A 14,545-nucleotide genomic window follows, 5' to 3' on the forward strand; every position below is an offset into this window, starting at 1 on the left:
CTTTGGTCGCTTGTTGGCCATGTGTCTCCTCCGTTTTCCTAAACATAGCGGAGGACCAATTCAGTGGGGGAGGGTCACAGGTTACAAAGATGAGTCAGATATAAGGTTGCCCACATGAAAGACGTTCCAGCGTCTTGCATGTGGGGCTTGAATAAGGGCTGAGGCGAAAGCCTCGGTCCTCCCTATTTGAACAGACCGAGGTCAGCCAAACAACAACTGACAAATGATTCATTTGTGTCGTTTCGTCAACCCTGACGTTCGGTCGATAGCATCATGAGGTTTATCGATGCACGACTTGAAAGTGACGCCCGCCATGGCGTCCGTAATCAAACTGGCACGAGCGCTGAAAATTCCATACTCGTGGATTTCGGCATACTATCCCGGCCTTAACTTTGGTCGCATCGCTGACGTTGTGAAGGGGCGCTTGTTCCCGAACGTGCCGCCAGCGGAGGCATTGCCGCCAGACTTCCCAAAGTCGGTGTAACAACGCCAGAGGGCGGCTCACAGTCCGCCCTCTTTCAACGTCCAAAGCTTGGACACGCCATCCATTCCAGCCTCAGTGACCAGCCCATCCTTCTTGATGGTGTTTATGGAAATGCCAATCCGCTTCCGCAGCAAGCGCAACGTATCCGCATCGCCCTCTATCATCTGATCTATTGCCCATGCGTCCGCGATCTGGCGGGCTGTGAGCGGATCGGAGGCTTCCCTAAGCTGTGTCAGAATGAAGCGCTTCAAGTGGCCCTTGGGTGCCGTGTGGCGCGGTATGAAGCCGTCATGGTAGGTTGTTGGTGGCTTGGCTGTAGGGTCAAACAGCGTGACGCAGGCGTCAATGTGCTTGATGCTTGTTCGCACCCGCTCTGCCTCTGCCGTGATATTGCCGAGTAGCTTGGTTAACTCTTTCCGCTTGGCATTCAAGCCTGATACGGTGTTGGGACGTTCATAATCTACAGTGTTTTCCATGCCTCTTTATGGCTAACCATTTAAGATTATGTAATAACCTTATTTGGTGAGTTTGCTCCATAATGCCGCAAACTGAACGAGGTAGGTGTCTAGTAAACTAGGGGCACCTCACCCCATCAAAAGCCCCTTCCGTTTGGATGCTGCGATCTTGTCGCGGATGCTTTCTGCCGTCACTTCGCGTTCGAACTGCGCAAACGACAGAAGCATGTTCAACGTGAGCCGCCCCATGCTGGTCGCCGTGTTGAAGCTTTGCGTGAGGGCGCGTGAGGTCATTCCGATGATCAAGAGTTTTCGGATGTATCTGTCGCCCTTCTTTGTGATGCGCCCGAGGCGTTCCTTTCCGCCGCTGGATTTATTGAGCGGTGTCAGACCCAGCCACGCGGCCAAGTCGCGTCCGGTCTCGAACTGTTTTGCATCGCCGAGCTGCATTACAGCGAATCCAAACGTTACGAACGGCAGTTCTAGACCGTCCAGATCGACGACAGATCCGCTCGATGATCTGATGCTGCGCCGCCTTCGACATCCGCGGAGAGTCCCACTGCCGCCGGATGCTGCGATCAGCATGGACAGCTCGAAAACGTCCTTATTTGCCATTGGGTTCGGGGAATGGGGACTGGCAAGGTTCTGTCCGCTTCAATACGTACAAATTTGCGATACTCTAACCGCGAGGCGCCATCACAGGTTCATTCTCCCTGAGGGAGTTATCGGTGCACTCCAGAATGATGTCCGGGACTGATTCTGAAGATTGATCGACAGATCCACACATTTGCAGGGCCTGTCGCAAGTTCGGATCGCTCCCCAGATAATGCCACACCGTACGCACACAATTGATATCCATGCGGCCCTGGGTTTCGGCCATCATGCAAAGGCCTGACAAATAGCTCGGTCGTTGTTGATCAGAACAGAACAGCATCGTGGCCCAGAGGCTACGTCCGCTGCCCTCTTCGCGCTCCAGAACAGTGATGCGTTGGACGGCTTCAAGTGCGATTCCGGAATACTTGACCGTGGTCGGGCTTATGAAGGTTTGATCCTCTGAATACCGCTCTACCGTTTTGGTGAGCCAGGCGTCATTTTCACGGTACAGCCGCACCAGTGACCTGATCAGGTTTCCGCCCGCCGAAGGGGCTGCGAGATAGACGTGATAATACCCCTCATGGCGTTCCAGCAGGCCGGTATCCGTGCGTGACGGTTGAATGATACTATTGAGGATGTTTTCAAAGAGTGTTGGTTTAACGCCAAGGTTTGGCGGGCGCAGGCGGATGATGGCCTTGAACGCATCATGCGGCAGCAGAATTTCATGATCATCCACGCCGAAGAAGTCACACACCCGGCGCAGCGTCGCCAGCGAGGGTTGGGCATGACCGTTCAGGTACTTGTTGAACTGTTGACGGTTGAAACCGGCCTGTCGGCAAATGTCCGATGTGGATTTACCATAGCTGCAGAGCAGGCGAAGGTTTTCCTGAAGATGCGAATTCGACATAGCATTTTATGCTTGTTTATGCTGATACAAGTCAACCAGCATACGCTCCGCTGCCTGTAGAGAATATCCACACCTCCAATGACTCCGTACTCTCTGGGAAAAATATGATCAAATTAATCCTGACAGGAGAGTCTCATGCTGCACTTCAGATTTACACAGACCGACACATCCATCACCGGGACGGCGGGCGCGATCGCCGCTGCGGCGTTCCTATGGGCCGCCCCTGCGGCCCAGGCTGAAACCCTGACCATCGCTGTGCCGTCGGACCCTGGCTATCTGGATCCGGCCTATTGGGGTTCGACCGTAGATCAGTTCCTGATCGACAATCTGTATCCGCGCCTCGCCAAGCCAGTGCCCGGTGACGAATGGAAGTTCGAACTGGACGCCGCGGAATCGGTGGATTTGTCGGACCCGTTGAAAATCGTCTTTGAGCTGAAGCAGGGCATCATGTGGACGGGCGGCTATGGCGAACTGACCGCAGAGGATGTCGAATACTCCTATGAGCGCCACATCGATCCGGATCTGGAATCCGGCATTGTGACAGAGTTCCAGTATCTGGAAGATGTCGAAGTCACCGGCAAATACACCGGCATCATTCATCTGAGCGAGCCTTATGCGCCCTTCTGGGGTGCCACGCTGACCTTCACCAGTGGCGCCATCATCTCGAAGGCCGCTGCGGATGAAGCGGGCGGCTGGTTCGAATCCACACCCGTTGCAACGGCAAGCGCCTATATGCTCAAAGAGTTTGAACCCGGCAACAAGCTGGTGCTGGAGCGCAATCCCGCCTGGACCGGCGAGACCGGCGATTTCGATGAAATCGTCCTGCTGCCCATCGGTGATGAGAACGCATCCGAGTTGGCCTTTGCCGCGGGCGAGTTGGATTACACCCGCACCTCGGCTGCCAATTACGAGACGCTGATCGCCAACCCGCCCGCTGGCGGGGTCGTGAAGCTGGCCCAGACGCTGGACCCGCTGTTTCTGGGCATCACCCAGACAACCGAGCTTCTGGCTGATGTCAAAGTCCGCCGCGCGATCCAGTTGGCGCTGGATATCCCAACGATCCTGGCCGCCACCACCGGCGGGCATGGCCTGCCCGCCACCGGCTTTGTGCCGGCTGGTTTCCCCGGTCACCGCGCAGAGGTCACCCTGACCCGCGATCTGGATCAGGCCCGCGCATTGCTGGCCGAAGCGGGGGCCGAAGGGCTGGTGGTGCGTCTGGACTATGTAAACAACACCACCCGTGACACTGCCGCACAGATCATGCAGGCCAACCTGGCCGAGGCAGGCATCACGCTTGAGCTGAACGGCCAGGATGAGGGCACGTTCTGGAGCCTTGATGAAATCCGCGCCGCCGATCTGCAACTGCATTTGAAGGCCTGGACGGGCAATCCCGAGGGCTATTACACGATGCAGTACTTCGTCGAGGATCAGATCGGCTACTGGAACTGGGAGGGCTATGCCAACGATGAGTACAACGCCCTGTTGGCCCAGGCCCGTACAACCGAGGACGATGCCGCGCGCGGCGAGATTTACAAGACGCTTCAATTGATGCTGGAGGAAAGCGGCAGCTTTGTCTTTGTCTCGCAGGAACCAACCGTGATCCTGCACCGTGACACGATCATTCCCGGCATTCTGCCCGATGGTCGGCCTGTGTTTCATGCGTTCAAAAAAGCGGAGTAACGCCTGAACCCAAGGATCAGGCGGGAACACGCCCTGCGCCCGCCCGATCCTGATCCCTTGCGCCATTCCGCCCTGAAAAGAGCTTTCCGATGCTTGTTTACATTCTCAAACGCACCGGGCTTGGAATTCTCGTCCTGATTTTGGCGATCTCAAGCCTTTACGTGCTGATTCAGGCCGCACCCGGTGATCCGGCCAGCGCCATGCTGGGCCCACGCGCGACGCCTGACCTGAAAGCCGCGATCACCGAGAAGCTGGGGCTGGACAAGCCCATGCCGGTGCAGGTGTTCAACTATCTGATCAGCGTGCTGAGCGGTGATCTTGGGACCGATCTGAAAAGCAAGCAGCCGGTGACTGATACGCTGGCCATCCATCTGCCGCGCACCATCGAACTTCTGGCCGCATCACTGTTTGTGGCCGCCGCCCTTGGCATTCCCTTGGGCTGCATCGCCGCCGTGCGCCGCAACAGCCTGTTTGACCGGTTGATCGGTATTCTGTCGGTCAGCGTCATTGCGGTGCCTGCGGTGATCCTTGCCATCTTTGGCATGCTGATCTTTGCCGCCGGGCTGGGCTGGGTGCCCGCCATCGGCGCGGGCGAAGATGACGGCCTGTTGGGCAAGTTGCATCATTTGATCCTGCCTGCATTCGCCGTGGGGATCGGCTGGGTCGGGTATCTGGCGCGGCTGGTGCGCGCCTCGATGATTGAGGTGCTGTCGACCAATTTCATCCGCAATGCCCGTGCCTTTGGCCTGTCTAAAAACCGGATCATCTATCGTTATGCCCTTCGGATTGCGATTGCACCGACGATCACCGTAATCGGCATTGGCGTCGGCGTGATGATGGGCAGCGCGGTGTTTGTGGAAATCGTCTTTGCCCGGCCCGGCATCGGCAAGCTGATGTATGAGGCCGTGATCCTGCGCAACTACCCGGTGTCGCTGGGCGCGGTGCTGGCGGCGTCGACCATTCTGATCGTGGCCACGACCGTCTCGGACATTCTGAACGCGATCATTGATCCCCGGTTCATGGAGACAGGCGAATGAGCGCGCTGGACACCTCTCCACCCAAACGCAGCAATGCCTTTTTCAGCGGCCTGATGCGCCTGATGCGTGATCCGATGGGGGCTGTAGGCGTGGTTCTGGTGACGTTGCTGGTCCTCTCGGCGCTCTTTGCCGGTGTGCTGGCCCCGTTTGATCCGGCAGCCATTGACGTGCCAAACAAGCTACAATCCCCTTCGGCAACCCACTGGTTGGGCACGGATCAGCTGGGCCGTGACGTGCTGTCGCGCGCGCTCTATGGCGGGCAGATTGCCTTGACCGTCGCACTGGTCTCGACTGCCCTGTCCGTCGGTATTGGGGTGGTCCTTGGCATGGTGGCCGGGTTCGGCCCGCGCTGGCTGGACAACCTGATCGTGCTCAGCTTTGACACGGTGCGGGCCTATCCGGTGATCATTCTGGCGCTGGCTGTTGGCCCGATCTTTGGCGCAGGGCTGAAAACCGTGATCGGCATTCTGGTGGTCACCTCGATACCCTACTACGGACGGATCGTGCGGACCTCGGTGATCTCGGCCTCAAAGGCGGATTATGTCGAGGCGCTGATGGCCATGGGGATGAGCCGCGTGCGCATCGTCGCGCGTCATATCCTGCCCAATATCATCGGCCCCATTCTGATCCTCGCCTCGATGGACATCCCTGTCTATATCGCCGCCGAGGCGGGCCTCAGCTTTCTCGGAGTGGGTGTGAAACCACCGCAATCCAGCTGGGGGTTGATCCTAGATGATGGTTATAAATTCATCCGTCAGACCTATTGGCTTGTGATCGCGGGCGCGACGCCGCTGATCATCGCGACACTTGGGTTCACCTTCCTGGGCGAAGCCTTGCGCGACACGTTTGATCCCAAACTTCGTGAGGGGGTGTAAGCGCGATGGATGATCCCTTGCTTGAAGTTCATGATCTGGCGGTCAGATACGGCGCGGTTCTGGCCGTCAACCACGCCAGTTTCAACCTCAGCCGCAATCGCGTGCTGGGCATTGTCGGCGAAAGCGGGTCAGGCAAGTCCACGCTGATCTGGGCGCTGACCCGGCTGTTGCCCGAGGTGGCCACGGTTTCCAGCGGATCGGCCTGGTTTGAAGGCAAAGACCTTTTGCGCATGCCCCAGGAGGAGCTTCAGGCGCTGCGCGGCACACGGATTTCCTATATCTCCCAGGATCCGATGAGCGCGCTGACGCCGGCCCTGACCATCGGCCAGCAGATGGTTGATGTCCTTTACCGCGAACCGTGGAGCGAAAAGGAAAAATACTCGCGTGCTCTGGATGCGCTGGAATGGGTCAGCCTGCCGGACCCGGCGGCGCGGATGAAGATGTACCCTTACGAGCTGTCCGGCGGACAGCGCCAGCGCGTCTCCATCGCCATGGCGCTGATGCTGGAACCCGATCTGGTGATCGCGGATGAGCCGACCACCGCACTGGATGCCACGCTTGAGATTGAAATCCTCGACCTGCTGCGCCGCTTGCAGAAAGAAACCGAAAGCGCGGTGATCTTTGTGACCCACCACCTCGGCGTGGTCTCCAGCCTGTGTGACGATGTGCTGGTGATGAACCACGGTGATGTGGTCGAGGCCGGGCCCGTTTCTGAGGTCTTCAGCCAGCCCAAGCACGCGTACACCCGTAAACTGCTGCGCTGTGATCCGGCGCGGATTGAGCAGGCGACCCGCCGTTTGCCGACCATGACAGATGATCTGTCGGCCCCCATCGACATCTTCTCTGGCCCGACCGACAGGGTGAAATCGCAGGACGCACCGGTGCTGGACGTGGCGGGCCTGTCGGTGACCTTCCACAAACCGGGTGTGCTGCCCACATGGCTGGGGGGGCGGGCACAGGAAATCCGCGCGGTGCGCGATGTCAGCCTTTGCGTCCATCATGGGGAAACACTGGCGCTTGTCGGCGAAAGCGGGTCAGGCAAGACCACCATCGCCCGCTCGGTGTTGGGTCTTGTGGACACCGCTGAAGGAGACATCACCGTGAACGGACAGGAGGTGGATCGCGCTGACAGTGCCGGGTTGAAAACCATCCGCGCCTGCACCTCAATGATGTTTCAGGACCCGGTTGGCTCGCTCAGCCCGCGCGTGACAATTGGCGAGCAGATCTTTGAGCCACTGATTGTGCAAGGCCAGACGAGCGTTGATCGGGAGGCTACGGTTTCAGGATTGCTGACCGATGTGGGCCTGCCTGCCAGTTTCGCAACCCGATATCCGCACGAGCTGTCCGGCGGGCAAGCGCGCCGGGTGGGGGTGGCCCGTGCCCTCGCGCTCAGCCCGAAACTGATCATCGCCGACGAACCCACGGCGGGGCTGGATGTATCGGTGCAGGGCGAGGTGCTGAACCTGCTCAACGAAATTCAGGAACGCACCGGCGTGTCGATCCTGATCATCACCCACAACATGAGCGTCGTGCGCCATTCTGCGGATCGTGTGGTGGTTCTGCTGAAAGGCGAGATCGTGGAAACCGGCGCCTGCGCGCAGGTCTTTGAGGCGCCGGCGCGTGACTACACCCGCGCCCTGATCGCCGCCTCGCAACACAAACTGCCTGAAATGTCCGAAGTGGAAGCGTAGAGTGGTCGATCTTGATCTTTGCTACATGCCGGCGCGCCGCCAGCTTGAGATGTTCCGCGCCGGGACGCTGTCCCCGGTCGAGGTGCTGGAGGCGCAGATTGCCCGCGCCGAGGTGGTTGAACCGCAAATCAACGCCTTTGCCTTCACCTATTTCGACGCGGCGCGGGAACAGGCCAAACAGGCCGAGGCACTCTATGCCTCAAACCCCGATCAGGCCCGGCCACTGGAAGGGCTGACCGTTGGCATCAAGGATGAAATGGATGTGGCGGGGCAGCCCAACACCCAAGGCTCGCTGATCTACAAAGACACTATTGCCATCGAGGATCACCCCGTTGCCGCGCGTCTGCGCGAAGCCGGGGCGATTTTTCATGCCCGCACCACGGTGCCGGAATTCTGTTGTGCCTGGGTGACCGACAGCCGCCTGCACGGCACCACCCGTAACCCGTGGGGGCAGGAGTTTACCTGTTCGTCCTCGTCCGGCGGGTCGGGGGCCTCGCTGGCGGCGGGCACGTCAAGCCTTGCGACCGGGTCGGACATTGCCGGATCGATCCGTGGCCCTGCCGCAGCCTGCGGTGTTGTGGGCTACAAGCCGCCATACGGGCGCGTTCCTGATCCCGGTGCCTTCGGCCTTGATCCCTATCTGTCGGTTGGCCCGCTGGCCCGCACCGTTGCCGATTGCGCGCTGATGCAGAATGTCATCTCGGGCCATTGCCCGGCCGATATCGCCACCCTGCGCGACAAGATGACGATCCCGCTGGATCATGAGAGTGTGCAGGGGCTGAAGATCGCCTATACGCTGGATGTCGGCAACGAGGTGTTGGCCCCGGATGTGCGTGCCCACACGCTGGCGGCCATGGAGCGGCTGGCCGAGCAAGGGGCGATCATCGAAGAGGTCGATCTCGGCTGGACCCGTCAAACAACCTATGCCGCGCGTGATTATCTTGATTTCCTGCTGGGGCAGGCCCTGTTGCAGGAAGTTGAGGCGCATCCTGATCTGGTTTGCGACTACACGGCCTTCCTTGCGGAACGCTCTAAAACCAGCACAGCCGAGAAGGTGATGGCGTCCTACGAGATGGCGGCACAGATGTATGACACCATCGGCCCCGTGTTGGAAGACGCCCATGCGCTGATCTGCCCGGTCTTCATCACCCATGAAATCCGTGCTGATCAGAAGTTGTGGGACACGCAGGTGATCGAAGGTCGCGAAATCGACAGCGATTACGAGTTTCACCTGCTGCCTCAGTTCAACATGCTGGGCCGCCTGCCCACCCTTGCCGTGCCTTCGGGCATTGCCGCCAGTGGTTTGCCGATGGGTGTGCAGATCGTGGCGCGTTCTTATGACGATCCGCGTGTGTTCCGCGTCGCCGCCGCGCTGGAACAGTCCTTGCCGCTTTTCGATTGCGCCAAACGTCGGCCCACCCTTTGACAACAAATGGATACGTCAATGACCACCCCTGACCTTGATCTCTGCTATGCGCCCGCCATTGACATTCTGGCACGGTTTCGCGATGGTACCCTGTCGCCGGTCGAGTATCTGACCACGCTGATTGTCCGGGCCGAACAGACCGAGCCTAAGATCAACGCCTTCACCGCCACGCATTTTGACAAGGCCATGGACCACGCCAAACGGGCCGAGGCGCGCTATGCTGCCAAGGCCGATGATCTGGCCGTGTTGGAGGGGCTGCCGATTGCGGTCAAGGACGAGGTTGATCTGATTGGCGAGGTCGTCACCCAGGGTTCACTTTACTATAAAGACGAGGTCGCAACCGAAACACATTTCGCCATTCAGCGGCTCTTTGATGCCGGAGCCTATTATCATGCTCAAACGACCACGCCCGAGTTTTGCAGCGCCGGTGTCACCGACAGCCGCATTCACGGCACCACCCGCACACCCTGGGGGTTGGACTACACCTGTGGCGGCTCGTCTGGTGGATCGGGCGCCTCACTGGCCGCGGGCAGCAGCCCGCTGGCGACTGGATCGGACATTGGCGGGTCGATCCGCATTCCGGCGGCCTGCTGCGGCGTGGTAGGATACAAGCCGCCCTATGGCCGCAACCCGGACAACACGGCCTTCGCTTATGACATGTATGCCGTGGTCGGGCCAATGGGCCGCACGGTGGGCGATGTGGCGTTGATGCAGAACGTCCTGTGCGGGCCACACCCGCTGGACAATGCCTCGATCCGCCCGAAATACGAGTTGCCGATGACCCATGGCAGCCTGAAGGGCAAGAAAATCGCCTGGTCGATGGATCTGGGCTATTTCGAAGTGGATGAGCATGTGCGTAAGAACACCATGCAAACCCTGAAGGTGCTTCAGGATCTGGGTGCCGAGCTGGTTGAGGTAAATCCCGGCTGGTCGGCGGAGGCCGACAGGCTGGTGGCGGTCTATCTCGATCACCTCTTTGGCGGTTACATGGCCTCAGTCGTGGCAACCGATCCGTCGCTGGCGTCGAACTGGGCGAGATACTGCGTCGAGGCCAATCAGGGCACAACCAGCGAAGAGTTTTACGCCGCCTACGAAATGCAAGCCGAGATGGCGCGCTCTTTCGGGCCGATTCTGGAAGATTGCTATGCGTTTATCTGTCCGACATTGGGACATCACGAAATCCCGGCGGATCAGAACCCGTGGGACGAAGTGAAGATCAACGGCAAGGTGGTCGATCCGATGTATGGTTGGTGCATGTGTCACCCGTTCAATATGCTGGGCCGCTGCCCGGTCTTGTCGGTGCCGTCGGGAATTGGCGGCAACGGGCTGCCCACCGGTATCCAGATCGTCGCACGCCATCTGGATGACGCTCGCGTTTTCCATGTCGGGCAGGCGCTGGAGCAAGCTGCCCCTTGGCTGACACATGTGGGCAATCGTCCGGCGATTTAGACGCAGTTAACCTAAGCCAGCATTGATGGTTTACCAAACATGCTATGGCAGGGAAGAGACACTGCAAATGTTGAAGTTCAACTCAATATCGAACGCACGAAGCCAACTCTGTTTCGCCTTGAGGCACTGTTTGCTTTGACCACGAAGCGCCGATATCGGACATACAAACTTATGATTTGGGTGGCAGGTTTGTCCGGCCAAACCGCCCATAGTGTCCCAAGATGCTGCACTCTGCCGCCGACGTCCGCTTTAGTGAAGCTGCACCGCAGCGTTGATCAGGTGGATGGATGTCTCCTTCGGGCCGTCCCTTTCATCGAACAGGTTTCGCAGGGCCCCTAAGCTTTTTCTGCGTTTATGTTGGCAGTGCGCGTGTCGTGTTAGATCAAACGGGATGAAGAATCTCGGCTCGGGGCCTTTTCCACGCCCCACCTGACACCGAGTTGACCTCGCAATGTCCGGCGGGAGGCCTTATTTCCAAGGCATGACGAGGTATTTCTCACCTGTTTTCATCGCGCGATAATCGGTTATGGCCTCCTTGGTCAGCATCTCTTCGAGATCAACCCGTTTCTTGTAGTGGCTGGCAAAGGTCGTCGTCAGGTTTTCGAGCACCCGCTTACGCATCCGTCCCACAGTTTCCATTCCGGCCGATTGCAGGAAGGGAAACAAAAGCCATCCTGACAGGGTCCAACCAAAGCCATAACTTGGCGAAAGGATCGTCGATCCAACGTCCAGACGTCCATAGATGAACATGCGCTTTTGCTGGTTGGAACCATAGCGCGAATACTCGGTCATCTTGCCAACCGCGACCTGCTCCATGGCCTTGAAAACGGCGTCGACCGATTTCCCGCCGCCGATCGGATCGAAGCCGTAGAAGGCGTTGGTGTCATCAATCGCGGAGCGGAGTTGGTTCGTGAAGTCGTCGTTTGACGAATTGACGACATGGGTCGACCCAAGCTCTTTGAGCAATTTGGCCTGATCCTCCTTGCGCACAATGTTGACCAACCCGATCCCGTCTTCTGTGCAGATGCGAGTCAACATTTGACCCAAGTTGGAGGCCCCAACTGTGTGCAGTATCGCATTCTGTCCATCAGTTTTTGCGTTTTCCACGAACCCAAGTGCAGTCATGGGATTGACGAAGGCGCTCGCGCCATCCTCGGCCGAATAGTCACCCAGTGGCAGGCACATTTGAGCATCGGCGATGCAATATTGGCTGTAGGCATTTCCCGGAACACAGGCGACGCGTTGCCCCATCAGCGATTTGGCCATGTCGCCGTCACCTGATTTCACAACGGTGCCTGCGCCTTCATTACCAGCTGGAAGTTTCAGCCCGTGACGGGGCTTGGAGCCCGCATTGAACGGCTCAGGCATGGTGGCGACGTATTTTCCAGGTGAGTACTCGGCGTTTTCAAGGTCGGCCGCACCAGCAAGAATGGCGAGATCTGACGGGTTGATTGGTGCCGCTTCCATTTTCACAAGAACCTGATTGCCGGTCGGATCAGGAAAGTTCACGTCCTCAATCGCGACAGTGAGCGTGCCATCGCTTTCCAGAGTCGTGAATAGCTGCTTGCCGGTGGTGCTCATGTCGATATCTCCAGGTCTCGTTGTTAAGATGAAAAGGTGGGTTCGGATCGAAGACCCGGCCAGATCGTCTAAATGACACCTCGATCCTAGGGCTTTCCATCGAACATGAGAAGCGTCATGAAGCGACCACTTCAAGTACTGAACACGCCTCCTATCGCAGGCGCAACCAATATGTGGGGATCGCGGCTACTACCCGAATACTGCGAGTAGGTAATCTTCAGATGCCGCACCGCTTCCGAGGTCCGCTCTCCGCCGGTTCTGTGGAAAGCGGCCTCCGGGAATACAAAACCCATAGGTAGGTTTGTTGGCGAACCCATCGGAAACAAAGGCTTTCGCGGCGTTAAACATGGGCGAACTTGGCGGGAGTTCGGGTATCAGCCTTGCCTAGTAACAACGGCTATCCAGAAATCACTCGAACTTCTGGCGATCGGGAACAAAAAGCGCTGTCGCGCACCTCTTTGCCTTCTGTATTCGTCGTTTTGCTCTGTTTGGCAATGAAACGGGTTCAGGCTTTTTCCGTGTTACCCTCGTTGTCTGAAAACTGCAGCGATCCCGTCCACTGTAAAAGCCGCGCATTGTGCCGTTTCAATCTGCCCATCAAAGCATCAATCGTGGCGTTTTCATCGCGAAGATAGTCGAGAAAGCACATGTTGGCGTTGTTGTAGAGAATGCTCGCAAATTCAGTAGGAACGATTGAACGCGACAACAGGTCTTCGTTCTGAAGGCGGAGCACCAAGGCCAGGTACTGACCGTGCATCTTGGAGAGGCATTTCTCGTATTCAACGCTGAAATGAGAGGTCGGATCGTAAAAGACGAAGGCAATCGCGATACGCCACATCTCTCGGGTAATGCCCCCTTCCACCTCAAGGAAGTAGCAGCGCGTCAGCTCATTTACCGCAGATTCGCAGTCAGCTATCGGGTTGGACAGGACGTGTTTGCTGAGAGTGAATGCAGCGTCGAAATCATCGATGATGACGGCCAACAAGAGGGCATTCTTGGTTTTGAAATACGTATAGACGGTGCCAACGGAAACATCTGCCCGATCTGCGATTTCTTCAAGCTTTACAGCATCATACCCACGCTCACGAAACAACTGTAGCGCTGCCTTGAGCATGTTGTTCTTACGCTTGTTCTTTTGTCGTTCTCGTAGCCCGGTCATATCAGATACATATGAATTTCCCATTTCGACTGCAATATTGTAGTTGACTTCAAATATTTTTCTCCTGTTTCATTGCCGCGTGGGGGGCCGGTTGACCTGCCCAAAGCGACAACCATGGATGGTACTGACCACATGATCGAGATTTCGGGGCTGACAAAGACCTTTGGCTCAGGTGACTCGGCGTTCACCGCTCTCAAAGATGTCAACGTTACCATTGCAGAAAACGAATTCTTCACACTGCTCGGGCCGTCTGGCTGCGGCAAGACAACATTGTTGCGATCAATCGCCGGGTTTGTTGACCCGACATCGGGCAGCCTGACAATCAACGGCGATGATATTCTGTCCAAGGCGCCCTATGACCGACCGGTCAATACGGTCTTTCAAAACTATGCTTTGTTTCCCCATTTGACGGTCGCGGAGAATATCGGATTCGGTCTGGAGATGCAGGACAGGCCCAAAGCCGAAGTGCAAAGTGTGGTCAAGGAAATGCTTGAGCTTGTGCAGATGGCCCCCATGGCCGACCGCATGACAAGCCAGATTTCCGGCGGCCAACAACAGCGTGTGGCCCTGGCGCGTGCACTCGCCCCCAAACCCAAGGTTCTTTTGCTGGACGAGCCGCTCTCTGCACTGGATTTCAAACTGCGCAAGGAAATGCAGATCGAATTGAAACGCCTGCAACATGAAACCGGGATCACCTTCGTTTTCGTCACCCACGATCAGGAAGAGGCGCTGACCATGTCAGACAGGATTGCCGTCATGAACGGCGGCCGGATCCTTCAGATTGGTGGCCCTCGGGAAATCTATGACCATCCTGCCGAACGGTTCGTTGCGGATTTCATCGGCGATACCAACTTTGTCAGTGCGGATTTGAAGTCTGTTGAAGGAGATGCCGCCGAAGTGCATTTGCCGTCCGGGCAGGCGATCGAGGCGCGCAGTGTCGCAGGCGGGCCAACTTCGGGGGCGGTGACAATCGCTGTGCGGCCTGAGCATGCCACGTTGACGGCCCCCGGCGCCTTGCTCGACGGGACGCTCAAGAACATCGTCTATTTTGGAACGGACACGCATTATCACATCGAAACCGAAGCCCGATCCACCTTTGTAATACGCCAACAGAACCAACCAGATTCCGCCGAGGACCACAAGGTTGGCGAACCAGTGGGTATTTCATTCAACCCCGGCGTCGCACAGGTGCTGAGGGACTGATCTC

At 57.8% G+C, this 14,545-nt stretch carries 11 protein-coding genes and 1 pseudogene; 7 read left to right on the top strand and 5 right to left on the bottom strand.

What is annotated here, in order from left to right; genetic code table 11:
• Positions 1-501 precede the first annotated feature (501 nt).
• The 3 genes and pseudogenes from Q1A91_RS19060 to Q1A91_RS19070 all read right to left on the bottom strand — a co-directional run bounded on the left by Q1A91_RS19060 (position 502) and on the right by Q1A91_RS19070 (position 2,440).
• Complete coding sequence (locus Q1A91_RS19060) at positions 502-960, bottom strand: hypothetical protein (RefSeq protein WP_299881416.1); 459 nt, start codon at positions 958-960, stop codon at positions 502-504.
• A 108-nt stretch (positions 961-1,068) separates the two neighbouring features.
• Positions 1,069-1,383, bottom strand: a pseudogene (locus Q1A91_RS19065) (transposase); the annotation flags it as partial.
• Positions 1,384-1,618: 235 nt separating this feature from the next.
• Positions 1,619-2,440, bottom strand: coding sequence for a helix-turn-helix transcriptional regulator (locus Q1A91_RS19070; RefSeq protein WP_299881419.1), 822 nt, complete (start codon positions 2,438-2,440; stop codon positions 1,619-1,621).
• 135 nt (positions 2,441-2,575) lie between these two features.
• On the opposite strand from Q1A91_RS19070, the gene Q1A91_RS19075 reads away from it, so the two are divergent.
• From Q1A91_RS19075 to Q1A91_RS19100, 6 genes are all read left to right on the top strand, one after another.
• Positions 2,576-4,120 carry an ABC transporter substrate-binding protein gene (locus Q1A91_RS19075; RefSeq protein ID WP_299881422.1) on the top strand — a complete coding sequence of 515 codons (1,545 nt, stop codon included), beginning with the start codon at positions 2,576-2,578 and terminating at the stop codon, positions 4,118-4,120.
• Between the two features lie 89 nt (positions 4,121-4,209).
• Complete coding sequence (locus Q1A91_RS19080) at positions 4,210-5,157, top strand: ABC transporter permease (RefSeq protein WP_299881424.1); 948 nt, start codon at positions 4,210-4,212, stop codon at positions 5,155-5,157.
• The gene (locus Q1A91_RS19085) at positions 5,154-6,032 is read left to right on the top strand and encodes an ABC transporter permease (RefSeq protein WP_299881426.1); all 879 of its coding nucleotides are present in this window, start codon (positions 5,154-5,156) and stop codon (positions 6,030-6,032) included. Before Q1A91_RS19080 ends, Q1A91_RS19085 begins: the two co-directional genes overlap by 4 nt.
• A 5-nt stretch (positions 6,033-6,037) precedes the next feature.
• On the top strand, positions 6,038-7,723 hold the full coding sequence (locus Q1A91_RS19090; RefSeq protein WP_299881429.1) for an ABC transporter ATP-binding protein: 1,686 nt from the start codon (positions 6,038-6,040) through the stop codon (positions 7,721-7,723).
• Between the two features lie 25 nt (positions 7,724-7,748).
• The gene (locus Q1A91_RS19095) at positions 7,749-9,149 is read left to right on the top strand and encodes an amidase (protein WP_299881432.1); all 1,401 of its coding nucleotides are present in this window, start codon (positions 7,749-7,751) and stop codon (positions 9,147-9,149) included.
• 18 nt (positions 9,150-9,167) lie between these two features.
• Positions 9,168-10,598 carry an amidase gene (locus tag Q1A91_RS19100; protein ID WP_299881434.1) on the top strand — a complete coding sequence of 477 codons (1,431 nt, stop codon included), beginning with the start codon at positions 9,168-9,170 and terminating at the stop codon, positions 10,596-10,598.
• Between the two features lie 468 nt (positions 10,599-11,066).
• Here the strand turns inward: Q1A91_RS19100 and Q1A91_RS19105 are convergent, their stop codons facing one another.
• Together Q1A91_RS19105 and Q1A91_RS19110 are read right to left on the bottom strand one after the other, a co-directional pair.
• Positions 11,067-12,179 (bottom strand): zinc-binding dehydrogenase, encoded by a 1,113-nt coding sequence (locus Q1A91_RS19105; RefSeq protein ID WP_299881437.1) that lies wholly within the window; start codon positions 12,177-12,179, stop codon positions 11,067-11,069.
• Positions 12,180-12,684: 505 nt separating this feature from the next.
• Positions 12,685-13,338 (bottom strand): TetR/AcrR family transcriptional regulator, encoded by a 654-nt coding sequence (locus Q1A91_RS19110; protein ID WP_299881440.1) that lies wholly within the window; start codon positions 13,336-13,338, stop codon positions 12,685-12,687.
• 132 nt (positions 13,339-13,470) lie between these two features.
• Between Q1A91_RS19110 and Q1A91_RS19115 the strand changes: the two genes are divergently transcribed.
• The gene (locus Q1A91_RS19115; protein ID WP_299881939.1) at positions 13,471-14,541 is read left to right on the top strand and encodes an ABC transporter ATP-binding protein; all 1,071 of its coding nucleotides are present in this window, start codon (positions 13,471-13,473) and stop codon (positions 14,539-14,541) included.
• Positions 14,542-14,545: the final 4 nt, after the last annotated feature.

Source organism: uncultured Sulfitobacter sp., assembly GCF_947500075.1.
Lineage (GTDB): Bacteria > Pseudomonadota > Alphaproteobacteria > Rhodobacterales > Rhodobacteraceae > Sulfitobacter.